Source organism: Curvivirga sp. (assembly GCF_965219885.1).
GTDB lineage: Bacteria > Pseudomonadota > Alphaproteobacteria > UBA8366 > Aestuariispiraceae > Curvivirga.
Map to the genome: position 1 here is coordinate 281840 of NZ_CBDCOT010000007.1, position 26511 is coordinate 308350.

Genomic DNA, 26511 nt, shown 5'->3' on the forward strand with positions numbered 1-26511 from the left:
GGCTTTTTAAAGACTAAGTCATAAATGGAATTAAGCGAGTTTTAAAACTGCATGTTTCTTCTTACCAAGTGATAGCTTTATTATCTGGTCATTATCAAGGTCAGATGAATTCAAGCTATATTTTGGGTCATCAATTTTCGCGTCATTAACTTTGACGGCACCTTGTTGCACGAAACGACGAGCTTCACCATTAGATGCAGTTAAGCCCATCTCTGTCAAAGCACCGAGGAGACCGATACCTGCTTCTAAATCGGAAGACATGATTTCCTTTGTTGGTAAATCATCACCAATTGCACCTTGCTCAAAGGTTTTTTGCGCGGTCTCAGCTGCCTTTAAGGCTGCCTCTTCACCGCGGCAAAGCTTGGTTGCTTCATGAGCCAAAATTTTCTTGGCTTCATTGATCTCAGCGCCTTCAAGTTTTTCAAGGCGTTCGATCTCTTCCATAGGTAATTCTGTGAAGAGACGTAAGAATTTACCTACATCTGCATCTTCTGTATTGCGCCAATACTGCCAGTAATCATAAGAAGAAAGGCGTTCTTCGTTCAGCCATACCGCACCGGAAGCAGTCTTGCCCATTTTAGCACCAGACGCAGTTGTTAATAGTGGAACTGTCAGGCCGAAAACTTGTTTTTCTTCTACACGGCGGGTTAGTTCAATACCATTTACGATATTGCCCCATTGATCGGAACCACCCATTTGCAGGCAACAATCCATACGACGTGATAGTTCACAGAAATCATATGCTTGTAGGATCATGTAGTTGAATTCAAGGAATGTAAGTGGTTGTTCACGGTCAAGACGTAGCTTTACGGAATCAAAAGACATCATACGATTAACAGAGAAATGCTTTCCGTAATCGCGTAAGAAATCAATGTAATTGATTCCACGCAGCCAATCATCATTATTCACCATCACAGCATCGGTTGGTCCGTCTCCAAAGGTTAGGAACTTGGAGAAAATTTTCTTGATACCTGCAATGTTTTCTTGAATTTTTTCATCTGTTAACAATTGACGGCTTTCGTCTTTACCGCTTGGATCACCAACACGTGTTGTGCCTCCGCCCATCAATACGATGGGTTTGTGACCAGTTTTCTGTAACAGACGTAATAACATGATCGGTACCATTGATCCGACATGCAGGGAATCTGCAGTCGCATCAAATCCGATATATGCTGTGATAGGACCTTTAACAGCACGTTCATCCAAGGCATCCATATCGGTTGCCTGATGTAAATAGCCGCGTTCAACAACAGCTTTCAAGAAATCAGAATTTGGAGATGTCATTACTCTTTGCTCTTTTCAAAAATGCTGCGAATATGAAATGATAATTGCAGCAGGTCCGTATATAAATATTCACAGGCGGGGATTTAACATGTCTTGATCCGACCTGCAATGCGCAAGCGGAAATTAACAAATAGGATAAGAATGACTGAGGAAGATATCAATAAGGCAGAATGGTGTATAGGTCTTATGAGTGGAACCTCATTAGATGGCGTCGATGCAGCATTGATTAAAACTGATGGACATCAGGTATTTGAAGAGGGGCCAAGTTATTACTTGGCATATCCCGATGATTTCCGTGAAAGATTACGTCGTTGTTTTGGGCTTGATAAGTCTGAAAAAACTCCCAATGAAATTGTTAAGGAATTGACTGACTTTCATATTGAAGCTGTGAGTTTGTTAATGGAAGTTGCAAGACTACCTGCTTCGGAAGTCGGTTGTATCGGCTTTCATGGACAAACAATACATCACGATCCTGATAATGGCATTACTGTCCAAATTGGTGATGGTCAAAGACTAGCTAATGCACTGGATATCAAAGTTGTTTATGATTTTCGTGTGGATGATGTCGCTGCCGGTGGTGAAGGTGCACCTTTAGCGCCTGTCTATCATCGTGCATTGGCTGATGGATTAGAGCATCCAGTTGCTATTTTGAATATAGGCGGTGTGGCAAATGTAACTTATCTTGATGGGGATGAGATGATCGCCTTTGATACTGGGGCGGGTAACGCCTTCATGGATGATTGGGTTTTACGGAAGGCGGGCTTGAAATTTGATGATGGCGGCGGCATTGCCCGTCAGGGAAACGTTGACCAATCTCGCTTGGCTTCTTGGTTTGCAAACAGTTATTTTCAGCGTCCAATCCCCAAGTCATTGGATCGTGATCAATTTAAACAAGTGGATGTAGAAGATTTGTCTCTGGAAGATGGTTTGGCCACTTTGGCAGCTTTTACTGTTGAGGCAGTCTATAAAGCGCAAAACTGTTGTCCTAAGCCCCCTAAACGTTGGTTGGTATGTGGCGGGGGACGTCACAATCAGTATTTGATGGACCAATTAAATCAGCGTCTCGATGGTGATGTCGTTGCTGTTGAAGAAGTTGAGTGGGATGGCGATGCGTTGGAAGCACAAGCTTTTGCCTTTATGGCGAAAAGAACCGTTCTTGGTTTGCCGATTAGTTTTCCAAAAACAACAGGCGTTTCAGAAAATAAAACAGGCGGTAAATTGGTTTATCCCAAATAGCCGCCTGCTAAATTTTAACTGCTAGAATTTCTTAGATGCGATCAGGGCCGTTTGCATCCAAATATGCAGAAATACGATCTGTCATATTATCTAGTTTTTCTGCGAAGAAATGATCTGCACCTGCTTCTAAGTGGTATTCAACATGGATACCTTGTTGCAAGTTTAGTTTTTCTGCTAATTTTTCAACTGAATCATGCGGTACGATATCATCTGCATCTCCTTGAAGCATCAAGCCCGAAGAAGGACATGGGGCAAGGAAGCTGAAATCATACATGTTTGCTGGTGGCGCAACGGAAATAAATCCGTTGATTTCTGGTCGACGCATTAATAGTTGCATACCAATCCAGGCACCAAATGAAAAACCTGCAACCCAGCATTGCTTTGCATTAGGATTTTGGCTTTGCAACCAATCTAGAACAGATGCTGCATCAGATAATTCACCTTCGCCTTTGTCATATGTACCTTGGGAACGACCTACGCCACGGAAGTTAAAGCGAAGTGTTGCAAAGCCGCGCTGTGCAAAATGATGGAACATGGCATAGACAACTTTGTTGTTCATTGTGCCGCCATGTACCGGATGAGGGTGTAAGAAAAGAGCAATAGGTGCATCTTCAGTTTTACCCGGTGTGTAGCGACCTTCGATACGACCTTCTGGGCCGTTAATAATAACTTCAGGCATAGTGTTCAGAAACCTTACTTATGAATTCATGGCAATTTAACGAAGTGGGATCACCGATTAGAGGGATTTGAAATGAATTATTTCCTTTAATTCATAAGCGTAAATCCAGCAAAATTGGCAAAGAATGGCCCCCTTCAGTTGACGCATTTCATGTTTCCCTTATATGAATAGGGAATAAGAGAACGTTTGATATAGACTTATTTGGCAGAAAACCAGCAAAAAACGCAAGTTATCGTCAGAGAAGTTCCATATCTATATAATGAAATATTGTTTTTTTGAGGGACCTGTCAACTATCCTCTTTAGGATAAAGGAGAGATAACAGAAAATTTAACGGTTTTCAGTTGAAATAAATCAGGCTTCGGCCTACATAAAACCCCTCACTTATATAAATACTAAAGATCAGGATGGAGACAGAATATGATTAAAAGCATCCTCCGCGAAATTGATGGCATGATCGAACGCGATCCGGCTGCCCGGTCGCGATTGGAAGTTGCGCTCTGTTATCCATCTTTTCACGCTATTATGGTTTATCGCGTTGCTAATAAATTATGGGGACGTGGCTGGCGTTTATTCCCGCGTTTCATCTCACAAGTTGCACGTTGGGTGACCGGCATTGAAATGCATCCTGGCGCCACGATTGGTCAAAAATTGTTTATTGATCATGGTATGGGCGTTGTGATCGGTGAAACAGCGATTATTGGTGATAACGTCACTCTATATCATGACGTGACTTTAGGTGGTGTTTCTCCATCTGAAGATTCCGACGGTCAACGTTGTCAGAAACGTCACCCGACATTGGAAAATAATGTGATCGTCGGGGCTGGTGCCCAAATTCTTGGCCCTATCACTGTTGGTGAATGTGCGCGGGTTGGCGGCAATGCTGTGGTGATCAAAGATGTGCCGCGTCGTGCGACTGTTGTTGGCATCCCGGCTAAAGTTATTTCCAAGTCAAAAAAAGATACAACATTTGCCCCATATGGTACGCCGGTCGGGGATGATTTACCTGATCCAGTTGCCCGTGCGATTGAGGGGCTTATGGATCATGTATCTAAATTGAATGCGCAAGTCGCACATTTGGAAGATCGTTTAGAAGAAGCAGAGAAAAAAGGCCCTGTTGTAGGATTGGACGACGATGCCGATAGATTTGATCATAAAGTTTCTTCTGATTAAGATTTTGGTTGTCTTAATGATTGTAGGAGCTGCGGTTTTTCTATTCTAACTGCAGCTCTTTTTATGTCCTAAATTAGAATCGTTACAAACCTATCTTTTTTTCTTGTCAGTCGTTAAAAAGCTGATTAAACCTTTTATCGTTTCTAAATGATGAGGTTGCTAATATGCGATTAGATACACGAAGCAGATATGCCATCGTGGCAATTGTTGATATGGCTTTACATGAAGATAAAGGCCCGATCACATTGTCTACATTGGCAGAGAAGCAAAATATTTCGATCTCATATCTGGAACAAATTTTCGCGAAGTTAAAAAAAGCAGGGATCGTTGAATCTTTGCGCGGGCCAGGCGGGGGGTACGTGGTTCGTGGGGATGGGAAAGACATTACTCTTGCAGATATTCTTCGTGCAGTTGATCCGGAACTAGGTCGAAAGAAAAATGATAATCATCACGAACATATTGAAATGTTTTGGGATGCGCTACATGGACATGTAGCAGACTTTTTCGAAAATATTACATTACATCAAGTGGTTCAGGGCGAAGTTCGTATTTAGCTTCTTGTTGTATTATAAATTTCAAAAGAGGGCACTTGGGAGGCCCTTTTTTTGTGCATAAAATTTGTAGATTTTCCTGCGAATATTGTTTTTTAGGATATGATCCCCTAACTAGAATGTATTGAGCAATTACTTAAAGAACCAATCAATGATTTATCTTGATTATAATGCAACTTGTCCCTTACGTCCGGAAGCAAGAGAAGCCATGCTTAAAGCCATGGATTTCCCGGGAAACCCTAGTTCTGTGCATTCTGCGGGACGTGAGGCTCGTCGGGTGTTGGAAACGTCTCGTCGGCAGGTTGCAAAGTTGTGCGATGTCCAAGCAGATCAGGTGATATTTACTTCCGGTGCAACCGAAGCCAATAACATGGTGTTTAAAGGTGTGCCTGAGGATACTTATATCCTGACATCTGCGATAGAACATGATTGTGTTATTGATTCAACGCCAAATGCAGAACGTTTACCTGTCACTAAAGCAGGCATTCTTGATCTTGAAATGCTAAAAGTAAGGCTTGGCGAATTAACAACAGCCTTTCCCGAACGGCCAATCCTTCTTTCCGTTATGGCGGTTAATAACGAAACCGGGGTCATACAGCCAGTTGATCAGATAGCTGAAATTGCAAAATCTTATAATATTAATATGCATTGTGACGCTGTGCAGGCAGCGGGTAAAATTCAACTGCCGAAAGTCGGTGGTGCCTTAAGATGTATGAGTATATCTGCACATAAAATAGGTGGACCTAAAGGAGTTGGTGCGCTTATCATTGATGCTGATTTCGAATTAACTGCGTTGATCCATGGTGGTGGACAAGAACGTCGTCGCCGTTCTGGCACTGAAAATATGATAGGGATTGCCGGGTTTGGTGCTGCTGCTGAAAAAGCTTTGGATGAGGTCGATCAGCTACATGAATATCAAGAATTGCGTGATAAATTTGAACGGGATATGAAACAAGCAATTCCGTCTGTTCAAATCATGGGCGAAGAGGCTGACCGTCTACCCACGGTATCCAATATTGCTTTGCCAGGCGTGAAGGCTGAAACGCAAGTCATGGCGATGGATCTAGAAGGTATTTCAGTGAGTGCAGGTTCCGCATGTTCTTCTGGGAAAGTAAAGCAAAGTCATGTGCTGGAAGCTATGGGATATCCCTTTGATATAGCGGGAAGTGCAATTCGGGTAAGTCTTGGTTGGGACAGTAAACCCGAAGACATGGTGAAGATGTTTCAAGCTTATAAACGTTATGCGGAAAAAATGGGTAAGGGGCCTGAAAATGAGAAATAAGCCCGTCAATCCTATTTATCTGGACTATCATGCAACCACACCTTGCGACCCAAGAGTCGTTGACGTGATGATCCCATGGTTTACGCAAAAGTTTGGAAATCCGCATTCTGCTGACCATCGTCATGGATGGGAGGCTGCAGAGGCTGTTGAAGATGCACGTAAGTCAGTGGCTAAACTAATCGGTGCGACGTCGAAAGAAATCTATTTCACGTCAGGCGCGACAGAATCCAATAATCTGGCAATTAAAGGTGTTGCGCGGGCTCGCAAAGAACTTGAAGGGCGTGATCATGTTATCACTGTTGCAACAGAACATAAATGTGTTCTGGAAAGTGTTACACGATTACAGGCTGAAGGCTTCAGAACAACCTACTTACCTGTAAATGCAGATGGCTCTATCGATCTTGCAAAACTTGAAGATGCCTTGGATGAGAAAACAGCTATTGTATCAATCATGGCTGCGAATAATGAGATTGGTATTTTGCATCCAATGAAGGAAATCGCATCCTCGGTCCATAAGGTCGGCGCATATTTACATTCTGATTGCGCCCAGGCGGTTGGGAAAATACCGGTAAATGTAAAAGACTGGGATGTGGATTTGATGAGCATCAGTGGTCATAAAATTTATGGCCCCAAAGGTATTGGTGCGATCTTTATTCGAAAACGACCACGTATTGCGATCAATCCGTTAATGGATGGTGGCGGGCAAGAACGTGGTATTCGTTCTGGAACTTTGGCGCCCGCATTATGTGTTGGGTTGGGGAAAGCATGTGATATTGCCTCGATTGAGATGGATGAAGAAGATAAACGCATCAAATCCATGCGAGACCAACTTTGGGAGAATATCTCATATGCATGCCCTATAGTTGAGCTAAATGGTTCATATGACAATCGATTATCCGGAAATTTAAATATCACTATTCCTGGTGTTGAAGGGGCAGAAGTTATGGCCGCCTTGGATGGTTTGTCTGTATCAGGTGGATCAGCATGTAGTTCTGGTGGTGGGGCTCATAGTCATGTTTTATCTGCGTTGGGGCACGATCCCGCAAGAGTTGCCGCAGGTATTCGTATCGGATTAGGGCGCTTTACGACCTCAATTGAACTGGATATGGCAAGTGAAATGTTGATAGCGGTTATCAATAAACTGACAAGAAATTAATAAAAAAGCTGAAATTTAGATATTAAGCTATTGAGAACTGAATCTGTGTTTGACTTTCGGGTATGGCTGGCTAAGAAGAGATAACAAATTTTTATAAAGGCACTGCCTGCCAACTTGATTAGGTGAGATTACAGACATGGCGACATTTACAATTGTAGATCGTGACGGGTCCAAAAAAGAAATTACAGCCGCGGATGGAGAGTCCTTAATGGAAGCTGTTTTGGACAATGATGTGGATATTGAAGCTGCTTGCGAAGGGTCTCTTGCATGTGCCACATGTCACCTCGTTTTGGATCAGGAAACTTATGATAAATTAGGAGAACCTTCTGAAGATGAAACAGATATGTTGGATCTGGCTTTTGGCTTAACTGCAACCTCTCGTTTAAGCTGTCAGGTTAAAGTTTCTCCAGAATTGGACGGCGCAACAATCACAGTTCCGGAAGAATAGTTTTAAAAACTTGTCTCCATACGAATGAAGCCTTCCACAACTTGTTGGAAGGCTTTTTTATTTGACATTTACATAGAACAACCGCTCAAATCAAAAGAGCAATTTAAGGGGTCACAATGGAAAAACTGCCTGTCTGGTCAATTTTAAATGATAGCATTTTATATGTGAAAAATGAGTTTTCATTTTTCTTACGTGCAGCTCTTGTTCCATTTATTCTGCTTGTACTTTTCCGTTTTATTTTGCTGTTTTGGCTTTCAGGGCAGGGGTATTCATTGCAGATGCAAGGAACGATACTCTTTTATATGAATGTTGTTGTTGAGCAGCTCATTCTTATTCCACTATGGGTATCTGTTTATCGGCGTATTATATTAGGGGATGAGGCCGGAGGATTTGGATATCTTTCTCATCTAGATAATAAGATTGCTTACTTGAAATATGAAATACTTTTTATCGTGATGATGTTAGTTCCAATGTCAATTGGGAGCTATGCAAATTATCACTTAATTGAAGCGGCACAATTTTCTGAAAAAGTGCAATTAACTGTTTCGGCGCAATATTTACCATATCTAGGACTTGCAACCTCGCTCTACATTTTTGTTCTTGTGATTTCCATGCGCTTCACATTGATCTTACCTGTAATGGCCATTGGCGCATCTGCGGGATTAATGGACAGTTGGCGTGCGACTAGAGGACATATTTGGCGGTTGTTAGCATATGTATTCTTTTACATTTTGACTGTCGGTATGTTAAATTTTTTCCTACGTGGCTTGTTAAATATGCCAGAAAGAAGTGACATTTCAGGAAGTTTATCTCTGGATATGTTTTATTCAGTGATGCTATTTATGATCAGCGTGCCAATGGGGTGTATATTAACAACGGCTCTGGCATATGCATTTATATTTCTTGCTCAGCAAGATGAGCAAAACATTTAACTATGGGGAAAACTATGGAAAAACTACCGATTTGGGGCACAGTTAAAGAAAGCTTTAGCTTTTGTTTTAGCAATATAGGTGCATTGGTTAAGTTATCGCTTATTCCAATCGCAATATATGCTGCATTGATTATTGGAAAATTTTATTTATATGATGCGGTTCTTATTGATACTTTAATGGGAAATAACGACGGACTTGCTGATCTAGAGTTTTCAGTTTTACCATATGTTTTCCAATTGATTTCTGTATTTGTGGTGCTTCCAATTATTACCGCTTGGCATCGAAATTATCTAGTGTCTTACGAAACAGGTGAACCGGCAAGGTTGCAATTTAGTTCGAATGAAATTCGCTATCTTATGTATTTAATTTTGGTATTCATTTTGATCATTGTTAGTATTGTTGCACCTATTTCAGCTGGTATTTGGTTGATTACTTCTGAAACTGCACCATTCTTTGGTTTTGCTTGTGTCTTCCTAGGAGGGGTGTTGGCACTCTTTGTTTCCTCTCGACTGACGATGGTTTTTCCTGCAGCAGCCATTGGTGCAAAAGCGGGACTCAAAGATAGTTGGCGTGCAACTAAAGGATCTGTGTTTCGAATTATTGCGACACAACTATTGTTAGCCTTAATTGTAATTGCGTTTTTAGTTGCGGTTGTCGGTTTAATTGGTGCTGTAATAACGCCAATGTTTATGACAGGAAACTTGGAAGCTGATGCATTGAAGCAACTGACGTTATTTTCTGGTTTGGTCTACATTCCTGTAGAAGTTTTGGTAACTGCAATCAGTGTTTCCTGCCTCTCTATCATCTACAAGTTTCTTTCAACGAGAGATGACAGAGTAGAAGCAGAAAGCGTAGTTGGATCTGAAAATTACTAATCAGTCGTGAAGTTTCTCATCACATTAATAAAGTGATCGATTTCTTCTTCTGTATTGTAATAATGAACAGAGGCACGGATTGTTTCGGTGATCCCTGCCTCTCTTTGTTCTGGTCGGGTCAGTTGGGTGCCTGACGCAGAAATATGAATATGGTTTTCACGCAATTTAAGTTTGGCTTTGCTTGCATTCACATGTTCTTTTGTAAAGGTCACAAGTCCGCATTTTTGTTGGCCTGGGTCCCATAATGTAACACCTTCTATATTTAATAACCCGTCACGTAGGCGAGACGATAACATTTGAATACGTTGCCAAATATTTTCCATACCAACATCCATCATATAATCTAGTGCAACGCCAAGAGCAGCCTGACCGCCAAAATAGCGTTCCCAATTTTCAAATCTTTTTGCATTCGGTAAAATTTTGTAGCTACTCGGTGTAACCCAGGGGGCTGCATAATTATCAAGGAATGGTGGATTTAGTTTTTCAATCCAGTTTTCCGAAACCCATAAGAAACCTGTGCCGCGAGGCCCACGGATATATTTACGTCCAGTAGTGGAAAGCATATCGCAACCGATCTTCTTTACATCTATGGGCATTTGCCCAACTGATTGGCAGGCATCCAACAAAAACGGAATATTATGCTTTTTGGCAAGCGTACCAACCTTCTCAACAGGATTCACCAATCCGCTGTTTGTTGGAATATGTGATACAGCAATCAATTTCACTTCAGGTGTAATTGCTTTTTCCATTGCCTCTACATCCAGTTGACCATGTTCGTCATTAGGGATAGTAATGAAATCCATGCCGAAACGTTCTTTCGCATGAATATAGGCAACCATGTTGGAGTTATAGTCGGTCACGCTAGTTAACAAAACATCGCCGGGCTTCCAGTCAAAGGCATAGAATACCATATCCCAGGCTCTTGTCGCATTCTCAATAAATGCTATTTCGCTAGGTTTTCCATTTACCGCTTTTGCGGCTGCAAGATAAAAATTTTCTAAATCGGCTTTATATAAATCTGCTGTTTCATATCCACCTAGTTCCGCATCTTTGTTTAAGTAGTTATTAAGATAATCCTGTACAGGCGCGGAAGTTAGGGAGGATCCAGCATTGTTGAGATGTAAAATATTTTCACAACCTCTAGTCTCTTTTCTAATACGTTGAATGTCTAACATGGTTGCTCTCCCCGTGGAAAAATTGGAACTTTACATTATCGACAGATCATAGAATTATATTAGGAATTATGGATATTTAGTCGAGATGAATGAATGGGTGATAATTCCAGCAACTTGGTGAACTGTCCAGATACAAAAATGTCTGGGATACAATTGTCTGATCAACGTGATCAAATATTGGTACCTTCATACATTCTTAAACGTTGGCAACGTATTACAACTTTAATTGCCAAATCTCTAAATGTCCCTGCATGTTTTGTGGTTCGGGAAATTGATAATCACTTAAAAGTGGTTTCTGGGTCAGAAAATGGTGCACAAGAAGAAATCGGTTATGCCGACCCATTGGGGCAAGGGTCCTATTGTGAAACAGTGATTTCTGAAAATGTAAGTTTATTGGTTCCTGATGCCGAGCAAGACCCCAAATGGTGCAATAATCCAGATTATCTAAATGATGGACTACGTGGATATTATGGATTGCCGGTTCATTGGCCTGACGGATCAGCATTTGGAACGTTTTGTGTGTTTAGTGATGAACGATTGGAAGTTGCAGCGGATCATCAAGAGTTAATGGAACTCTTACGTGATTCCTTACAAGATAATTTGAAGCAAATTTTTTTGCAGCAAACATTAGAAAACCAGAATGAGTTCTTGAAAATCCTGTCTCAAACTGACGGTCTGACTGGTATTCAGAATAGAGGCGCATTTATTGAGGCAGGCTTTATAGAATTAAAGCGGTGTTTAAGGATGAAAGCGCCTTATACACTCATGATGCTAGATGTTGATCATTTTAAGTTTATTAACGATCGGTATGGCCATGCTGCGGGTGATGTTGTGCTGCAATGGTTATGTCGAAAAGTGCAAGAAAATCTTAGAGATACGGATATATTCGGTCGATTAGGTGGAGAAGAGTTCGGTATTCATCTATCAAATACTGATGAAGACGAGGCTTTCTTAGTAGCGTCCAAAATCGTTGATGTGATAGGGAGTACTAGATGTAACTGGGAGAATATCGATATCCCAGTAACAATCAGCGTTGGTTTGCATCAGGGGCTAGGGAATGATGAAACAGGGATTGCGGATGTCGAGAATCTATTAGGCGATTTTATGAATTTAGCTGATCAAGCTCTATATCGCGCAAAAGAAAAGGGGCGGGGACGAGTTGAGAGCTCATCCTAGTTCTAATTTGTTGAGGCTGTTTGAGGAATTTTTGTACGATTTGGCGAGGTTTCACGCTGCAGTTTTTGCCAAAGGGAAATAATCTTTTTCGCATATGGATTATGCTTAGACGCATTACCTGAATGATAATATTTAACGGCCTTGGTCCAACTGCCATGACGGTAGCGTAAGTTGGTTAAAAAGGTTGCTGCATAAGCCACGTTGTGGATCGGATTAAAGGCCTCTTCGATATTTTTAAATGCTTCGCCATGATAATAAAGGTTAACTTGCATACAGCCGACATCAATGTTGCTAACACCCTTGTGGCGTAATTTCTTTACTTCTTTCAAAGCCTCAAATTTTGAATTGAGATAGCGACCTTTGCCTTCTGCCATAACTGTCCAAGGCCATAAAGTCATGCCTTCCAGTGATTGTTCACTTTGAGAAATGTTTTGGGGTAAACCACGACCAGATTCACCCAATGCGATCGCGTGAAGCAATTTGCGTGGGATGCCCATAGATTGTTCTGCGAAGGAAATTGCTTCTTCACATAACATGACACCATCCGCTGCCCCATGTATTTTAGATAATGGTAAAGTGCCAAGAAGGCTGCTATTTGGAACATCATTTCCCGCATGAGCAGGTAATAAACTGGCCCAGAAATATAACGCTATAGTACCAATTAAACTTGGCCATTTAATGCTATTTAAAATACTCATTTCTCTCTCCTGTAAAGAAATAAGCAAAAGCAGTGCCAAACTTGAATGTTTCTACAAGTTATTCAGGAAGTGTTAAATCACCGCCATTAACAGGACGTTGCATCATAACAGTATCCACCCAACGTCCATGTTTGAAGCCTGTACCAGGCATGGTACCTATCATATTGAAACCACGTGATTTATGCACGCCGATAGAACCCGCATTGGCGCTGTCACCAATTACGGCAACCATTTGTCGATAACCTCGTTTGCTGCATTCCTCTATTAACGTATCCAGCATTAAGCCGCCTAATCCGTGTCCTTCCGCACCTGGCTTTAAGTAAAGGGTTGTTTCAATTGTGAACCGATAGGCATTTCTTTCCCGAAAACTGCCCGCATAGCAATATCCCATGATCTCACCCTTATTACTTTCTACCACGTAATAGGGTTGATTTTTTGATTGTATGAGGTTGTAACGTCTTGTCATTTCCTCGGCGGATGGTGGCTCTTCTTCAAAGGAGGCACTGCCATATGCCACATGATGTGCATAGATTTCTGTGATAGCAGGGATATCGGATAGTTCAGTTGGGCGAATAGAATATGTATCAGTCATGTTTCTATAGGATCATATTCGCAAAATTTATCCAAGCTTTTTGAACATTGTGAAATCGAAAAATCCGGTTGCCAAAGCATAACGGTGCAGGTAGAACAAATTCCACAAAATTGACACGGACGATTAGCTCAGCGGGAGAGCACTTCGTTGACATCGAAGGGGTCACTGGTTCAATCCCAGTATCGTCCACCATGTTAAAGCCTTGGGAAACCAAGGCTTTTTCTTTTAGGCGTATATGGAAATTATTCTACTATTTCACAGAACGAACAAATGAGTGGTCGATAAGGTTTTTGACACCATCAATATCACGAACAAGGCGACGCATATCATTTCGTTCCTGCTGTGTTAAAGCGCGTCCAAATAGATAAACTGTGCCATTCACAGTGTTCCATCGCCAATTCGTATGTCGGATAAAATTATTCGTTGCGGCTTGTGCATGGATTTTCTGATTTATCAAAATATCTGATGCTGTATCGCTTGTTGAACTATCGACTTTGGCAGTGATTAGCTCGTTGATAACTCTTTTTACACTTCCAGTATTTCGTGCAATTGAGTTCACAGCATTTCTATCCGAGGATTTTTCGAGCGCACCAGTTAATAAGACCACTTGTTCATAAACGATAACACTGGTTGATGCCGCTACAGAAGCACCTTGTTTATCAACTATTTCAGCAAGAATTTCTGTCTTAATTTGTGTGTCCGTTCCAATATCATCCGCAGATCGATCTTCAAAAGCCATTTCAAGTGCAGAGACACAGCCACTTAACGACAGAAAAAGTATAATGGCGGATATGTTTTTCACTATATAGGCGTATTTTATCATCGGATGTTCCTCGCATATAGAAGATATTATTCGCAGTTCAAATGATAGGTAGTCTATGGCATTAAATCATAAATAAGGCATAAGTATGTTGAGTATACAGGTAATATATATGACTGATTTGAATATTCGTAATCATTAGATAACGATGAATTTATAGTTCAATCAATTTACAGCATGAATCCGTGAATCGTAGCGGGCTGTAATAAGCTGTATTTTTCCCTCACATTTGTTTTAAAAATACAGTATTATAATTACTGATTATAAAAATACTAAGGAGATAACCTTGAAAAAACTATTTACGTATGCGGTTTTTTTTATCTCACTTTCTATTTTTGGACATATATCAGTCGCGTCCGAACTTCAAAAACCAGCTGACAAAACCATTCTTTCGATCTCAGGTAAAATCGAGAAAACAAATAAAGGCGAGCATGCTGAGTTTGACTTAGGTATGTTGGATGCGCTTCCTCAGAAAACATTAACGGTTGAAACTCCATGGACCGAAGGAAATGTTAGTTTCTCCGGGCCTCTATTGCGCGATTTTCTTGATATGGTCGGCGCCTCTGGAAATGTCATACAGGCAAAGGCACTAAATGATTATATAGTGGTTATTCCAATGGAGGATGTGCAGGAATTTGATGTTATTCTTGCTACATCTCTTGATGGGAAACGTTTATCTGTACGTGATAAAGGGCCTGTTTGGGTGATTTACCCATGGAATGATGATGAAGATCTTAGAGTAGAGACCTATTATGCAAGGTCGATTTGGCAGTTGAAGAGTATGATTGTTGAGTGATTTTAAGCTGAGTTCAGTAGTCTGATATGCGTCAATTTATAGCAAAGAATTTTAAAAAACTATTGATGCTTCTCGCTGTTTGTCTGTGTTTCAGCGCGATCATTTCCCTGTATTCTTTTCAAAGAGAATATATGCGGCAATCAAAAGAGTTCCGAGATAACTTCGTATTCTTTGTTTATCAGCTTGAGCGGGAAGCCATAAAGGCAGAGTTACTACTGAAGAATTTCTCGTTGGAAAAAACAGATAATGCGCGAGACGCTTTTTTAGGCCAGTTTGATATTTTATGGAGCCGTGTTGCTTCTCTTGAAACTGGAAGTCTTGGTACAGAATTTCTGCTGCTCGAAAATAGCCGATCTTCTATACAAAGATTGCAATCGGGCCTCGAACGGATTGATACATATATCATTGAAAGTGATTATACCCATCAAAGCCTTGATGAAATGAGCCGTGAATTGATCCAGATGGCTGAATTAGGTCGGGAATTATCGCTTTCTGCGTTATTTGTTCATCAGGAACAATCACGTTTACGGCGTGAGAATTTAACAAATATTTATGTGGCTGCTATTGCGCTTGTGGTTTTGGCTTTGATTCTGGGAGTGTTGGTATCAGTTTATCTTACTATGCAAAACAGACGCCTTGTCCATCTTGGAAAAACATTGGAGAAAAAGGTTAAAGATCGAACCCGTGACCTGCAGCAGAATAATGAACAATTACGTCAGGAAATTGAAGAACGTAAACGGGTGATGAAAGAGCTCAAGGTCAGCCAAAATGTGGCCGAGAGAGCCAATAGAGCAAAAACCCAGTTCCTAGCAAATATGAGCCATGAATTGCGCACACCGTTAAATGCAATCATTGGTTTTGCCGAAGTCATGAAGAAAGAGATTTGGGGGCCAATTAATGAACCCAAATATCAGGGTTATGTGACTGATATCCATAGTAGTGGACGACATTTAAGTGACTTGTTGAAAGAAATTCTAGATCTCACCAAAATCGAAGCAGGGGAAGTTCGTGTTGTTCGTGAAGTTACCCCTCTCGATGAGTTACTTAACGATGTGGAAAGATTAACGCGTATCTTATGTGAACGTAATCAGAGTGAATTGACCTTTGAAAAGGGACAGTCGTTAAAACTTAATGTTGATGCCACCATGATAAAGCAAATCTTGCTGAATTTCGTATCCAATGCTTTTAAACATGCCGGTCGAGGATGTCGGGTTGATATTAGATATGAACTTGAAAAAGATCTCAAACTTATCGTTTCAGATAATGGGAAGGGAATTGCTAAAGAAGATTGCGATGTCATTCTTGAACCCTTTAAACAAGCGAGGCATACCGTCTCAATCGCCTCCAGTTTGGACAGCACCTCGGGAACAGGGATTGGTTTATCTATTTCCATTCGTTTAGCAGAATTACATGGTGGAACCATAAAAATCCAAAGTGAATTGGGCAAAGGGACAGAAGCTATTTTGATCCTGCCATTAACTTCTGTTTCTTCTTAAATTTTTATTGAAAATTATTTGTAATCAACCTACTACTTCAGCATTATTATTATAAACACCAGCGTATTACTGGGAGTGGGGAAGAATGAGAAAAACCTTGATGATGTTATCCATGTTGTTGCTGTCTGCATGTTTAACAACAAAGGAACCTCATAATGTTAGCATGGATGAATTGTCTAACTATCGTATTGCAAAAATTGATGTGTCGATCGAAGAGTGGATACGTTGGTATGGAGGACAAGAACAATATGCTGAGTCTATTGGTTGTCGGGCAACGACGTCTTCTGTTAAACCTGAAGACAGACAAGAGTTAAAGCATACAGATGATGAGAATTCTTGTGATTTTGCATCAGTTGTAGAGAGCCCGGAAGCTATTGCATATATGCATGGACGACTCTCTGATATTATGTTCGAAACTGTTGAAGAGGTTTATGCTGACAGTTTAAGCGGGCCTATCCCTGCAACATTGAAGGTTAATATCAATCGTTTGGACATTATCGGCACGGGGCAGGGAATACTTATTGGTGGTAACCATAGACTTGTTGGAAGTATTGAGTTGGTAGATCAAAAAACGGGAACGTTAATTATTTCATCGACAAGATTCAGTGTCTCAGTTAGGCATGGGGGTATCGGAGGAATAATTGCTTCGGCTATTATTGGCCCTATACCTAATCTCTTATCCGAGCATTTTGCGCAAAAGTCGCATCATTGGTTAATGGGGAATTCGGTTATTCAATTATGAGTATCGTGAAAGAATATAGGCTCATCAATAAGAAATGATGAGCCTTTTAAGATGTCATTCTAGGTATCTTTACGTCCCTTTATGACAACTTCATATCCTTTTTCTTCGGGCTCATCGTCAACCATTTCCGGAGGGAAGCCTTCGCCAAGCACTTTGACGCCGCAAGGTTCTTCAATACGGCGGATAATATTTGGAGATAATTCACGCGATCCGAATTTTTCTTCACCGTCTTTGAATATATTCACTAATAACGGAGCGATTTCCAGATCCATCCCTTTACGTTTAGTCAGTTCGTGGAAGATACCGACATCTTTGGAAACCAAATCCATGGTAAAGTTAATATCCCGACTGCCATTGAGGATGACTTGTGACTCTGTTTCATGGACAAATGAATTGCCAGAGGAAGCTTTGATTGCTTCATAAGAGACATTCATATCCATACCTAATACCTTACATGCCGTTAATGCTTCGGCAATGGATACCAGGTTCGCCGTTGCTAGATAATTGGTGACAACCTTCAATACGGAAGCAGAGCCGATCTCACCCGTATGCAGGATACGACGTCCCATTGTTGTCAGGATTGGTAAGACTTTATCAAAGGCCTCGCGTTTACAGCCCGCAAAAATGGAAATATTACCCGTGTCAGCACGATGACACCCACCGGATACCGGACAATCGACAGCAAATGCTCCCAATACTTCTACTTTATCAGTGATACGGCGTACTTCGGCTTCGTCTGTTGTACTCATTTCCATCCAGACTTTACCTTCGGACAGACCTGCAATGATACCGTCTTCTGCTTCCATCACTTGTGAGCAAGCGGAAGGTGAGGGAAGACAAGTGATAACTACGTCGCAATTTTCTGCCAATTCTTTAGGAGAAGAAGCTGATTTTGCGCCTCGATTTACAAATTCATTCACAAAGTCTTCGTTTAAATCACGAACGGTTACATCATATCCGTTACGTAACAAACTGCCTGCTAATTTACTGCCTACATTGCCAAGACCTACAAAACCTACTTTCATTTTTCTTCCTATCAAATTGCTGATTAGTCTATTTGCAGAATTAACTGATTATATTTTTTTAACAATTGATCTTTTTTTGCTTATTGGTAAATTATTTTGACTGGTTGTTTAGGAACGAAATGGATGAAGGAATTACAGGGCGAATTACCACCTTTGAAATCTCTACGTGGTTTCGAAGCAGTCGCGCGATTGGAATCTGTGCGTATGGCCGCAGATGAGTTAAATTTGACGCATCCTGCGATCTCTCATCAAATCAAGATGTTGGAAGAGCATCTTGGCTATCCTCTGTTTGAACGTGCAGGACGCCATATCCAGTTAAATGCAGAAGGCAAGTTTTATTACGGCTATATCCGTAGGGCTCTTGAAACATTACTTGAAGGGCAAGAAGCTTTAACGAAGAGATGGGAGGAACGGCCATTTCGGGTGCAAGCCTATATCACATTATCAATTAAATGGTTAGCTGGTCGTTTAAATAGATTTCGAAACTTGGCACCTCATATTGATCTTCATTTAAATACGTCTGGTATCCATTGGGAGTTTGATGAAGATAATGCTGATATCGCTATCATCTATTCGGATAAGGATATACCGGATGGATATGGGTGGACTTCATTATTTGAAAGTCAGATTTTCCCGGTATGCAGTCCCAAACTTATTAATGAGAACAGTTTGACCGCGGCTGAATTAAACAATTTCCCTTTACTTATCGTCAATTCAGAAAGTGATTTCTGGAACTGGGATCAATGGTTTCATTCAGCAGGTGTGACACATAGAGAGGGAAAAGGAAATCTAAGTGTGGATACTCTGGCTGTTGCCCTTGAGATGGCTTGTGCGGGTGAAGGAATTGCATTGGTGAATGGGCCTGTTGCAGACGGCGATCTAGAATCGGGTCGTTTGGTAAAACCAGTGAATCATATGTGTAAAGGTAAAGGGGAATGGGGATTAATCTATCAAGAAAAGATGATGGACGAGCCGCGTGCGAAACTATTCGCAGATTGGGTTTGCGAGGAAGCAGGAAATCTGTAAATTTCTATTCAATTATTTCCAACATATTCATGGAAAGTTTCTTTGATGACTGATTTTGTTATTACGCCACCGCCACAAGTATCTATTCCGGTAAAAGGCAGTCCCTCTAAATTTCCAATACGTCGGGTATATTGTATTGGTCGTAACTATGCGGATCACGCAATTGAGATGGGACATGATCCTGATAAAGAACCGCCGTTTTTCTTCCAAAAAGATACCGATAACCTGGTTTCGGATGGTGTCTTTCCTTACCCAGTTCAATCTAATGATGTGCATCACGAAGTTGAGATGCTTGTTGCATTAAAAACTGGTGGACGAAATATCTCAGTCGATCAAGCCTTGGAGAATGTATATGGTTATGCAGTTGGTTTAGATATGACACGTCGTGACTTACAGGCGGTACAGAAGAAAATGGGAAGACCTTGGGAGATTGGCAAATCTTTTGAGGCTTCCGCACCAGTCGGCATAATCACACCAGCATCAGAAATTGGGCATTTATCAGATGCATTGATTGAATTAAAAGTGAATGATGAGGTTCGTCAAACAGGTAATCTCAATCAAATGATCTGGAAGGTGGCAGAGATGATTTCATTTCTATCCGATTATTTTGAGCTGGCTGCAGGCGATGTGATTTTATCCGGCACACCGGCAGGCGTTGGTCCCGTGGAAAGGGGCGATAAAATATTCGCACATATTGATGGGCTAGAAGATTTACATGTTTCAGTTATCTGATTTGACATGTTAAAACTCATTACCTTTAAGATGAATTACATTATAGGATGTTAATCCGCCTTGCTTTCCAGACGTCATAAATTTATCGGCTTTTCTTTGTTGCTGCTTATCGTTGTGACGATGGTGACCTTTACGGTGTCCCGCTCATATTTCTTAAAAGAAATGGCGGTAGAAGCACGGGCAGAAACATCGATTTATAAAGAGATCATGCAAGGGTGGCTTGGCAAATTTAGACCATTACCCTCGACTTATGCTGCTTACCCGGAAATCCAATCCGTTCTTATTAACCCGTCTCCATTTAATGTTGATATTGCTAATCGTGTTTTAGAAAATTGGAGCAGTGCGTCAGGTGCATCAGATGTGTATTTGTTAAATGCTAATGGTTTAACAATCGCGGCATCTAACTGGGATAATCCGGTCACCTTTATAGGGCAGAACTATAGTTTCCGACCTTATTACACACAAGCCATGCAAGGGCGATTAGGCCGCTTTTTCGCACTTGGTGTGATTTCCGGTAAACGTGGATATTACTTATCTCATCCCGTGCGATATGAACACCAAACCATTGGTGTAATTGTTGTCAAATTGACAGTGGAAGAGATTGAGCAAGAACTTCGAGCGCGTCAGAATGAGATATTTGTAACTGATGAAGCAGGCGTGGTTATTATCGCGAGCCATCCTGATTGGCGTTTGAAAACCTTAGATGTCCTGAATGATAAAGCGATTTCCCGAATTGAAACAGAGCGTCAATATTCGATCGATACACTTGATCTTTTACCCATTGATAACGTGGTCGTAAAACCTGATCAGGAATTTGGTGCCTTAGTAACAACTGTTGCGGATCGGTCTGAAAAGCGAAAAACTGAATTTTTACAATATGCATTACCTATGACAGCAGAAGAATGGAACATTCATCTGTTGGTGCCGACAGAAGCGGCGCGTATCTCTGCAATGTTGGTAAGTTTGGTTGTTTCTTCCGTCTTAACGGTGGCGTTACTGATTGCTGTAATCCTATTGCAGCGCCGTGATCGACTAATGCAAATGCTTGAATTTCGTGAACGTGCCCGATTGATGTTGGAAAATAAGGTCGAAGAAAGAACAGCTGACTTGAAACGCAGTAATGAGGAATTGCGTCAAACTCAGTCTGAACTTATTCAAGCAGGTAAAATGGCTGCGCTTGGTCAAATGTCGACGGCCTTAAGTCACGAGTTCAATCAACCCCTGACGGCGATCAGAACTTATGCGGAAAACGCCAATGCATTCATGGATCGTGGTATGGATGATAAGGCGTCTGAAAATATGCGGCGCATCCTGATCTTAACAGAACGGATGGCCAAATTATCCAAGCGCTTATCTGCTTTTGCACGAAAACCAAACGATAATGTTGCCGTCATTCGTTTACGTGATGCTGTTGATGAAGCACTGGAATTACTACAAGCACGGATAGAACGTTCTGGTGTTGAACTCTCAGTTTCTGTTGATCAGAAGCTTTGTTTTCTTGGGGGGCAAGTTCGACTTCAACATGTTTTGATGAATTTGATCGTAAATGCCATGGATGAGATTGCTGAGCGTGATAAAAAATGGATCAAGATAGATGCAGCACGAGTTAAGGATAAAGTGATCGTAACAGTTCAAGATTCTGGTGCAGGTGTGCCTGAAGAAATAAAAGATAAAATCTTTGATCCTTTCTTTACCACAAAAGAAGTCGGTAAAGGAGTAGGGCTGGGTCTCTCAATTTCTTATAATATTGTCCGTGATTTTGGCGGCGTGATGCGCGTCCATAACGAAACGCAAGGCGGTGCCTGTTTTACCCTTGAATTAAATGCAGCCGATGAAAAAGATCTAGAAGAAAAGTGATAAATACTTATGTCTGATATCTCAGTAATTTTAGTTGATGATGAAGAAGATGTTCGTGAAGCTGTGATACAAACTTTGCAGCTGGAAGGACTTGAAGACATCAAATCTTTTGCCCGTGCTGATCGGGCTTTGGAACATATAGGGCGTGGATTTGATGGTGTGGTGATTTCCGATATTCGTATGCCGCATATGGATGGCATGGAATTTCTAAAGCAGGTTGGTGAAATCGATCCGGATTTACCTGTTATCCTGATTACTGGACATGGCGATGTTGCGCTGGCAGTAGAGGCAATGCGCGTTGGTGCTTATGACTTTGTTGAAAAACCATTTGCGCAATCTCGTTTAATTGATGCGGTGCGTCGTGGCGTTGAAAAGCGTAAGCTAACAATGGAAAATCGTCGTTTGATGGAAACCGTTGGGCAACGTGATTTGTTGGAAGCAACCTTACGTGGTCGATCCCAAGTGATGGTAGATATTCGTAAAAACTTGCGTACTTTGGCTTCAAGTGATGCGGATATTCTATTACTGGGTGAAACCGGAACAGGTAAGGATTTAACAGCGCGCCTTATTCATGATCTTTCATCACGTAAAGATAAACCGTTTGTAGCATTGAATATATCTGCGCTGCCACAAGCTTCGTTGGAATCTGAACTTTTTGGTCATGAAGCAGGTGCTTTTGCCGGTGCCATGCGTGCACGTGTGGGGAAGCTGGAACATGCCCGTGGTGGCACTTTATATCTCGATGAAATTGGGTCTATCCCGTTATTCCTGCAAGTGAAATTATTACGAATGATCGAAGATCGTGTGATCGAACGATTGGGGTCAAACCAGAAGATCGATTTGGATATACGTATCATCGCGGCTTCCAAGGATGATTTATCAGCACGTGTAACAGATGGGCAGTTTCGAGATGATTTATATTATCGTCTTGCTGTCGCGTCGGTAACGTTACCTCCCTTACGTGATCGTATGGAAGATGCGCCAGAATTGTTTCATCATCTTGTCGGTAAGGCTGCTCTACGCCAGAAAAAGGAACGCCCTGATATCTTGCCTGCGGATCTAAACGCTGTGGCCCAAACGGAATGGCCGGGGAATGTCCGCGAGTTAAGAAATGCTGCTGATCGTTTTGTAATGGGACTTGGTCTACCTCAACAAGCGGTAACTGAGCAGGTAGATGATCTGGCAACACAGATTGATCGTTTTGAGAAAAATGTGCTTGCAGCAACACTAGCAAGTCATGCGGGTTCCTTAAAATCTACCTATGAATCATTAGGCCTTTCGCGTAAATCTCTTTATGAAAAGATGAAAAAACATGGCCTCCAACGCGAAGATTTTGCCGAAGATGGTGATGATTAACCTATGATGTACCGAATCCTACCCATAAAATATTCCCTTTGGGTAACATCGGAAACATCTGGCAATTTTTCTTTCTGATTCCTTAAATTACTAGCTTTCTAACTCTTGAAATGCGTCACAGCTATGGGCCTTAATGCGAACCAGCCGTGATATGCGGTCTTTGTCATGCATATAAAAATCAAAAGCAAGGGCGAAGAGTTGAACCATCTTTTAGGGAGATAATCTCATGCGTAAATCTATTTTAGCTATGACAGCTGCTTCTGTTTTGGCATTGGGTGCGGCATCTGCACAAGCATCTGATCAATGCCAACCAGGTGAAATCGTAATTAAATTCAGTCATGTAACCAATACAGATAAGCATCCAAAAGGTATTGCTGCTTCTTTGTTGGAAGAACGTGTGAATAAAGAAATGGACGGTAAAGCTTGTATGGAAGTTTTCCCGAATTCTTCTTTGTATAATGATAACAAAGTATTGGAAGCTATGTTGCAAGGTGATGTGCAAATGGCGGCACCTAGCTTGTCCAAGTTTGAAAAATTCACAAAGAAATTCCGTATCTTTGATTTACCATTTGTATTTGAAGACATTAATGCCGTTGATAAATTCCAGAATTCTACAGCAGGTCAGGAGTTGAAGGACTCCATGCAGCGTCGTGGTCTTCAAGGTTTGGCATTCTGGCATAATGGCATGAAGCAAATGTCTGCAAATAAACCATTATTGGAGCCAACAGATGCGGACGGTTTGAAATTCCGTGTACAAGCATCTGAAGTATTGGTAGCTCAATTTGAAGCATTGGGTGCAAGCCCACAAAAGATGTCCTTCAAAGAAGTATATGGCGCATTGCAACAAGGTGTTGTTGATGGTCAGGAAAACACATGGTCAAACATCTATGGTAAGAAATTCTTTGAAGTTCAAGACGGTGTAACAGAAACAAACCATGGTATTCTTGATTATTTGGTAGTGACATCTGCTGAATGGTGGGATGGCCTTCCAGCTGACGTACGTGACCAATTGTCTACAATCATGGCTGAAGTTACCGAAACACGTAACCAAGAATCTTTCAAAGTGAACCAAGCAAATAAAGCTAAGATCATTGAAGCTGGCGGTACAGTGCGTCAATTGACAGCTGAACAACGTGAAGCTTGGGTGAAGGCATTGAAACCTGTTTGGGATCGTTTCTCTGGCGATATCGGTGATGATTTAATCAACGCTGCTTTGGGTTCCAACAGCTAAGCCTTCACATTTGATGGCAAAAATTTGGGGAAGCCTGCACATGATCGAAATTGTGCAGGCTTTTTCTAAAATGAATAACTGGTTTTTAATTTAAGAACTTTAGGGGGTGGATGATATGTCACATTCGACTTCTCCACAAAATCAAAGCTTTATGGATCGGTTTGAGGAAAACATGATTGCCTTGTTGCTAGGCCTCATGACCTTGGTAACCTTCGCCAATGTGGTTGCCAGATATGTTTTCGAATCGAATCTACTTTGGGCATTGGAAACCACCGTTTTTATCTTTGCATGGATGGTTTTGTTAGGCGCATCATATGGCGTTAAGAAAACTACCCATATTGGTGTTGATGTTCTTTTGAACATGGTCTCACCGGGTGTACGGAAATTTCTATCTATTTGTGCGGTTCTAGCATGTATTGCTTTTGCATTACTTCTTCTCAAAGGAAGTTGGGATTACTGGTATCCGTTTATTACGAAGAGAGCATGGCTTGAAACAGATGATGTGCCGATGTTCTGGTTTTTGCGTTTTCTTGAAGATTTGGTGAATGAAGGCGAAGTATATGAAAAAATGCCACGCTTCATTCCATATTTCGTTTTGCCATTAAGCATGGCTTTACTATCTATTCGTTTCATTATTGCAGGATACGAAATTATCAAAGGGACACGTGATGGCGTCATTGCATCTCACGAAGCCGAAGAATTGTTGGATGAGGTACATACCTATGGTCAACACGATGATGATCTGATCAAAAAGAATGAAGCTGAGGAGAATAAATAATGGAAATGTTGATTTTATTCGGCCTCGTGATCGGTTTGATGGCGATTGGTGTGCCTGTAGCAATTTGTCTAGGGCTTTCTAGTGTTATCTTTTTGTTATCTTATTCAGATGCTTCTTTAGCATCAGTTGCACAAACGTTATTTTCAGCTTTTGATGGTCACTATACTTTACTTGCGATCCCGTTCTTTATTCTTGCGAGTAGCTTTATGTCTACTGGTGGGGTGGCGAAACGTATCATCCGTTTTGCAATTGCTTGCGTGGGCTTTTTCCCTGGTGGTTTGGCTATTGCATCTGTTTTTGCTTGTATGTTATTTGCCGCATTATCTGGATCTTCGCCTGCAACTGTTGTGGCGATTGGATCTATTGTGATCGCCGGTATGCGTCAGGTTGGATACAGTAAGGAATTTGCTGCAGGTGTCATTTGTAATGCGGGTACCTTAGGTATTCTTATTCCACCGTCCATCGTCATGGTGGTTTATGCTGCTGCGACAGAGGTATCTGTCGGACGTATGTTCCTTGCTGGTGTGTTTCCGGGGATTCTGGCCGGATTAATGTTGATGTTTGGTATCTTTGTATGGGCAAAATATAAAGGCCTGCCATCGCAGCCATTCCCAGGTTGGGGTGAGGTATTTGCAGCTGCAAAAGATGCTTTCTGGGGTTTGATGCTTATCGTGATTATCCTTGGTGGTATTTATGGCGGTATCTTTACCCCAACCGAAGCTGCAGCTGTAGCGGCAGTTTATGCTTTCTTTGTTGCCAATTTTATCTATCGGGATATGGGGCCGTTTAAACCCGAAAATAAAGGGCATGGTAATCCGGTTTTGAAAGTTATCAAAACCTTCTGGCATGAAGATACAAAGCAAACTTTATTGGATGCGGGTAAGCTTACCATCATGTTGATGTTTATCATTGCTAATGCTTTGATTTTGAAACATGTATTGACCGAAGAACGTATTCCGCAAATGATTACTGAAGCGATGCTTGGTGCGGGTTTTGGCCCGATCATGTTCTTGATTGTAGTGAATATTATTCTACTTATTGGTGGTCAATTTATGGAACCATCAGGCCTGTTAATTATTGTTGCGCCTTTGGTATTCCCGATTGCTATCGAACTTGGAATTGATCCTATTCATTTGGGAATCATTATGGTTGTGAATATGGAAATCGGTATGATCACACCACCTGTAGGTTTGAATTTGTTCGTGACTGCAGGGGTGGCTCAAATGTCGATGATGAATGTGGTAAAAGCAGCCCTGCCATGGGTGGGTATTATGTTTATCTTCCTGATAATGGTCACGTATATACCAGGAATCTCAACATGGTTACCAACAACAATTATGGGACCAGAGATTATAACGAATTAGCTTTCTTCCAACAGCTATGAAACTAAAAAGGCG

Annotated in this window: 26 protein-coding genes and 1 tRNA gene; 20 read left to right on the forward strand and 7 right to left on the reverse strand. The window is 41.3% G+C overall.

The window, feature by feature from the left end; translation table 11 throughout:
• Positions 1 to 30 precede the first annotated feature (30 nt).
• Positions 31 to 1284, reverse strand: a complete 1254-nt coding sequence (gene tyrS / locus ACOQOA_RS01395; protein ID WP_420546883.1) for a tyrosine--tRNA ligase — start codon at positions 1282 to 1284, stop codon at positions 31 to 33.
• Positions 1285 to 1425: 141 nt separating this feature from the next.
• Here tyrS and ACOQOA_RS01400 point away from each other — a divergent pair, with 141 nt between their 5' ends.
• Positions 1426 to 2520 (forward strand): anhydro-N-acetylmuramic acid kinase, encoded by a 1095-nt coding sequence (locus tag ACOQOA_RS01400; RefSeq protein ID WP_420546884.1) that lies wholly within the window; start codon positions 1426 to 1428, stop codon positions 2518 to 2520.
• A gap of 31 nt (positions 2521 to 2551) precedes the next feature.
• On the opposite strand, the gene ACOQOA_RS01405 is transcribed toward ACOQOA_RS01400, so the two are convergent.
• Positions 2552 to 3199 (reverse strand): alpha/beta hydrolase, encoded by a 648-nt coding sequence (locus ACOQOA_RS01405; protein WP_155154345.1) that lies wholly within the window; start codon positions 3197 to 3199, stop codon positions 2552 to 2554.
• A 418-nt stretch (positions 3200 to 3617) separates the two neighbouring features.
• On the opposite strand from ACOQOA_RS01405, the gene epsC reads away from it, so the two are divergent.
• The 7 genes from epsC (at position 3618) to ACOQOA_RS01440 (ending at position 9614) form a co-directional block, all read left to right on the forward strand.
• Positions 3618 to 4370, forward strand: coding sequence for a serine O-acetyltransferase EpsC (gene epsC / locus ACOQOA_RS01410; RefSeq protein WP_420546885.1), 753 nt, complete (start codon positions 3618 to 3620; stop codon positions 4368 to 4370).
• Between the two features lie 164 nt (positions 4371 to 4534).
• On the forward strand, positions 4535 to 4924 hold the full coding sequence (locus ACOQOA_RS01415; protein ID WP_420546886.1) for an Rrf2 family transcriptional regulator: 390 nt from the start codon (positions 4535 to 4537) through the stop codon (positions 4922 to 4924).
• 148 nt (positions 4925 to 5072) lie between these two features.
• On the forward strand, positions 5073 to 6203 hold the full coding sequence (locus ACOQOA_RS01420; RefSeq protein ID WP_420546887.1) for a cysteine desulfurase family protein: 1131 nt from the start codon (positions 5073 to 5075) through the stop codon (positions 6201 to 6203).
• The gene (locus ACOQOA_RS01425; protein WP_420546888.1) at positions 6193 to 7359 is read left to right on the forward strand and encodes a cysteine desulfurase family protein; all 1167 of its coding nucleotides are present in this window, start codon (positions 6193 to 6195) and stop codon (positions 7357 to 7359) included. The genes ACOQOA_RS01420 and ACOQOA_RS01425 overlap by 11 nt, the downstream gene beginning before the upstream one ends.
• Positions 7360 to 7495: 136 nt before the next feature.
• Positions 7496 to 7807, forward strand: a complete 312-nt coding sequence (locus ACOQOA_RS01430; RefSeq protein ID WP_420546889.1) for a 2Fe-2S iron-sulfur cluster-binding protein — start codon at positions 7496 to 7498, stop codon at positions 7805 to 7807.
• Between the two features lie 116 nt (positions 7808 to 7923).
• Positions 7924 to 8739, forward strand: coding sequence for a hypothetical protein (locus tag ACOQOA_RS01435; RefSeq protein ID WP_420546890.1), 816 nt, complete (start codon positions 7924 to 7926; stop codon positions 8737 to 8739).
• A gap of 14 nt (positions 8740 to 8753) precedes the next feature.
• Positions 8754 to 9614 (forward strand): hypothetical protein, encoded by an 861-nt coding sequence (locus ACOQOA_RS01440; protein WP_420546891.1) that lies wholly within the window; start codon positions 8754 to 8756, stop codon positions 9612 to 9614.
• Here ACOQOA_RS01440 and ACOQOA_RS01445 read toward each other — a convergent pair.
• Positions 9611 to 10789, reverse strand: coding sequence for an aminotransferase class V-fold PLP-dependent enzyme (locus ACOQOA_RS01445; RefSeq protein ID WP_420546892.1), 1179 nt, complete (start codon positions 10787 to 10789; stop codon positions 9611 to 9613). The genes ACOQOA_RS01440 and ACOQOA_RS01445 overlap by 4 nt on opposite strands.
• Positions 10790 to 10882: 93 nt before the next feature.
• On the opposite strand from ACOQOA_RS01445, the gene ACOQOA_RS01450 reads away from it, so the two are divergent.
• A complete protein-coding gene (locus tag ACOQOA_RS01450; RefSeq protein ID WP_420546893.1) occupies positions 10883 to 11965 on the forward strand; it encodes a diguanylate cyclase in 1083 nt (360 codons plus the stop codon).
• A gap of 2 nt (positions 11966 to 11967) precedes the next feature.
• Here ACOQOA_RS01450 and ACOQOA_RS01455 read toward each other — a convergent pair whose 3' ends face one another.
• Together ACOQOA_RS01455 and ACOQOA_RS01460 are read right to left on the reverse strand one after the other, a co-directional pair.
• The gene (locus ACOQOA_RS01455; protein ID WP_420546894.1) at positions 11968 to 12663 is read right to left on the reverse strand and encodes a transglycosylase SLT domain-containing protein; all 696 of its coding nucleotides are present in this window, start codon (positions 12661 to 12663) and stop codon (positions 11968 to 11970) included.
• A 58-nt stretch (positions 12664 to 12721) separates the two neighbouring features.
• A complete protein-coding gene (locus ACOQOA_RS01460; RefSeq protein WP_420546895.1) occupies positions 12722 to 13255 on the reverse strand; it encodes a GNAT family N-acetyltransferase in 534 nt (177 codons plus the stop codon).
• Between the two features lie 117 nt (positions 13256 to 13372).
• On the opposite strand from ACOQOA_RS01460, the gene ACOQOA_RS01465 reads away from it, so the two are divergent.
• Positions 13373 to 13447, forward strand: a tRNA-Val gene (locus ACOQOA_RS01465).
• Positions 13448 to 13505: 58 nt separating this feature from the next.
• Here ACOQOA_RS01465 and ACOQOA_RS01470 read toward each other — a convergent pair.
• A complete protein-coding gene (locus ACOQOA_RS01470) occupies positions 13506 to 14078 on the reverse strand; it encodes a BON domain-containing protein (protein ID WP_420546896.1) in 573 nt (190 codons plus the stop codon).
• Between the two features lie 283 nt (positions 14079 to 14361).
• On the opposite strand from ACOQOA_RS01470, the gene ACOQOA_RS01475 reads away from it, so the two are divergent.
• The 3 genes from ACOQOA_RS01475 (at position 14362) to ACOQOA_RS01485 (ending at position 17109) form a co-directional block, all read left to right on the forward strand.
• Positions 14362 to 14871, forward strand: coding sequence for a molybdopterin-dependent oxidoreductase (locus ACOQOA_RS01475; RefSeq protein ID WP_420546897.1), 510 nt, complete (start codon positions 14362 to 14364; stop codon positions 14869 to 14871).
• Positions 14872 to 15002: 131 nt separating this feature from the next.
• Positions 15003 to 16367: a sensor histidine kinase gene (locus tag ACOQOA_RS01480; protein WP_420546898.1), complete on the forward strand. Its 1365-nt coding sequence runs from the start codon at positions 15003 to 15005 to the stop codon at positions 16365 to 16367.
• A gap of 85 nt (positions 16368 to 16452) precedes the next feature.
• Positions 16453 to 17109, forward strand: coding sequence for a hypothetical protein (locus ACOQOA_RS01485; RefSeq protein ID WP_420546899.1), 657 nt, complete (start codon positions 16453 to 16455; stop codon positions 17107 to 17109).
• A gap of 59 nt (positions 17110 to 17168) precedes the next feature.
• On the opposite strand, the gene ACOQOA_RS01490 is transcribed toward ACOQOA_RS01485, so the two are convergent.
• Positions 17169 to 18134 (reverse strand): NAD(P)-dependent oxidoreductase, encoded by a 966-nt coding sequence (locus tag ACOQOA_RS01490; RefSeq protein WP_420546900.1) that lies wholly within the window; start codon positions 18132 to 18134, stop codon positions 17169 to 17171.
• Positions 18135 to 18257: 123 nt separating this feature from the next.
• Here ACOQOA_RS01490 and ACOQOA_RS01495 point away from each other — a divergent pair, with 123 nt between their 5' ends.
• From ACOQOA_RS01495 to ACOQOA_RS01525, 7 genes are all read left to right on the forward strand, one after another.
• Entirely contained in the window at positions 18258 to 19160 is a 903-nt protein-coding gene (locus tag ACOQOA_RS01495; RefSeq protein WP_420546901.1) for a LysR substrate-binding domain-containing protein, read from the forward strand.
• A gap of 45 nt (positions 19161 to 19205) precedes the next feature.
• Entirely contained in the window at positions 19206 to 19892 is a 687-nt protein-coding gene (locus ACOQOA_RS01500; RefSeq protein ID WP_420546902.1) for a fumarylacetoacetate hydrolase family protein, read from the forward strand.
• A 60-nt stretch (positions 19893 to 19952) separates the two neighbouring features.
• On the forward strand, positions 19953 to 21749 hold the full coding sequence (locus tag ACOQOA_RS01505) for a sensor histidine kinase (protein ID WP_420546903.1): 1797 nt from the start codon (positions 19953 to 19955) through the stop codon (positions 21747 to 21749).
• 9 nt (positions 21750 to 21758) lie between these two features.
• Positions 21759 to 23105 carry a sigma-54-dependent transcriptional regulator gene (locus ACOQOA_RS01510; protein WP_420546904.1) on the forward strand — a complete coding sequence of 449 codons (1347 nt, stop codon included), beginning with the start codon at positions 21759 to 21761 and terminating at the stop codon, positions 23103 to 23105.
• A 226-nt stretch (positions 23106 to 23331) separates the two neighbouring features.
• Positions 23332 to 24336 (forward strand): TRAP transporter substrate-binding protein, encoded by a 1005-nt coding sequence (locus tag ACOQOA_RS01515; protein ID WP_420546905.1) that lies wholly within the window; start codon positions 23332 to 23334, stop codon positions 24334 to 24336.
• Between the two features lie 115 nt (positions 24337 to 24451).
• On the forward strand, positions 24452 to 25114 hold the full coding sequence (locus tag ACOQOA_RS01520; RefSeq protein WP_420546906.1) for a TRAP transporter small permease: 663 nt from the start codon (positions 24452 to 24454) through the stop codon (positions 25112 to 25114).
• Entirely contained in the window at positions 25114 to 26478 is a 1365-nt protein-coding gene (locus tag ACOQOA_RS01525) for a TRAP transporter large permease (RefSeq protein ID WP_420546907.1), read from the forward strand. The genes ACOQOA_RS01520 and ACOQOA_RS01525 overlap by 1 nt, the downstream gene beginning before the upstream one ends.
• Positions 26479 to 26511: the final 33 nt, after the last annotated feature.

What these genes read in the sequence shown, in the direction of transcription:
- ACOQOA_RS01515 (WP_420546905.1), top strand. Translation starts at nt 23,332, where the DNA reads ATGCGTAAATCTATTTTAGCTATGACAGCTGCTTCTGTTTTGGCATTG.
- ACOQOA_RS01415 (WP_420546886.1), top strand. Translation starts at nt 4,535, where the DNA reads ATGCGATTAGATACACGAAGCAGATATGCCATCGTGGCAATTGTTGAT.
- ACOQOA_RS01510 (WP_420546904.1), top strand. Translation starts at nt 21,759, where the DNA reads ATGTCTGATATCTCAGTAATTTTAGTTGATGATGAAGAAGATGTTCGT.
- ACOQOA_RS01520 (WP_420546906.1), top strand. Translation starts at nt 24,452, where the DNA reads ATGTCACATTCGACTTCTCCACAAAATCAAAGCTTTATGGATCGGTTT.
- ACOQOA_RS01425 (WP_420546888.1), top strand. Translation starts at nt 6,193, where the DNA reads ATGAGAAATAAGCCCGTCAATCCTATTTATCTGGACTATCATGCAACC.
- ACOQOA_RS01450 (WP_420546893.1), top strand. Translation starts at nt 10,883, where the DNA reads ATGGGTGATAATTCCAGCAACTTGGTGAACTGTCCAGATACAAAAATG.
- ACOQOA_RS01490 (WP_420546900.1), bottom strand. Translation starts at nt 18,134, where the DNA reads ATGAAAGTAGGTTTTGTAGGTCTTGGCAATGTAGGCAGTAAATTAGCA.
- tyrS (WP_420546883.1), bottom strand. Translation starts at nt 1,284, where the DNA reads ATGACATCTCCAAATTCTGATTTCTTGAAAGCTGTTGTTGAACGCGGC.
- ACOQOA_RS01405 (WP_155154345.1), bottom strand. Translation starts at nt 3,199, where the DNA reads ATGCCTGAAGTTATTATTAACGGCCCAGAAGGTCGTATCGAAGGTCGC.
- ACOQOA_RS01420 (WP_420546887.1), top strand. Translation starts at nt 5,073, where the DNA reads ATGATTTATCTTGATTATAATGCAACTTGTCCCTTACGTCCGGAAGCA.
- ACOQOA_RS01495 (WP_420546901.1), top strand. Translation starts at nt 18,258, where the DNA reads ATGAAGGAATTACAGGGCGAATTACCACCTTTGAAATCTCTACGTGGT.
- ACOQOA_RS01500 (WP_420546902.1), top strand. Translation starts at nt 19,206, where the DNA reads ATGACTGATTTTGTTATTACGCCACCGCCACAAGTATCTATTCCGGTA.
- ACOQOA_RS01440 (WP_420546891.1), top strand. Translation starts at nt 8,754, where the DNA reads ATGGAAAAACTACCGATTTGGGGCACAGTTAAAGAAAGCTTTAGCTTT.
- epsC (WP_420546885.1), top strand. Translation starts at nt 3,618, where the DNA reads ATGATTAAAAGCATCCTCCGCGAAATTGATGGCATGATCGAACGCGAT.
- ACOQOA_RS01480 (WP_420546898.1), top strand. Translation starts at nt 15,003, where the DNA reads ATGCGGCAATCAAAAGAGTTCCGAGATAACTTCGTATTCTTTGTTTAT.
- ACOQOA_RS01470 (WP_420546896.1), bottom strand. Translation starts at nt 14,078, where the DNA reads ATGATAAAATACGCCTATATAGTGAAAAACATATCCGCCATTATACTT.
- ACOQOA_RS01525 (WP_420546907.1), top strand. Translation starts at nt 25,114, where the DNA reads ATGGAAATGTTGATTTTATTCGGCCTCGTGATCGGTTTGATGGCGATT.
- ACOQOA_RS01485 (WP_420546899.1), top strand. Translation starts at nt 16,453, where the DNA reads ATGAGAAAAACCTTGATGATGTTATCCATGTTGTTGCTGTCTGCATGT.
- ACOQOA_RS01455 (WP_420546894.1), bottom strand. Translation starts at nt 12,663, where the DNA reads ATGAGTATTTTAAATAGCATTAAATGGCCAAGTTTAATTGGTACTATA.
- ACOQOA_RS01435 (WP_420546890.1), top strand. Translation starts at nt 7,924, where the DNA reads ATGGAAAAACTGCCTGTCTGGTCAATTTTAAATGATAGCATTTTATAT.
- ACOQOA_RS01400 (WP_420546884.1), top strand. Translation starts at nt 1,426, where the DNA reads ATGACTGAGGAAGATATCAATAAGGCAGAATGGTGTATAGGTCTTATG.
- ACOQOA_RS01445 (WP_420546892.1), bottom strand. Translation starts at nt 10,789, where the DNA reads ATGTTAGACATTCAACGTATTAGAAAAGAGACTAGAGGTTGTGAAAAT.
- ACOQOA_RS01460 (WP_420546895.1), bottom strand. Translation starts at nt 13,255, where the DNA reads ATGACTGATACATATTCTATTCGCCCAACTGAACTATCCGATATCCCT.
- ACOQOA_RS01430 (WP_420546889.1), top strand. Translation starts at nt 7,496, where the DNA reads ATGGCGACATTTACAATTGTAGATCGTGACGGGTCCAAAAAAGAAATT.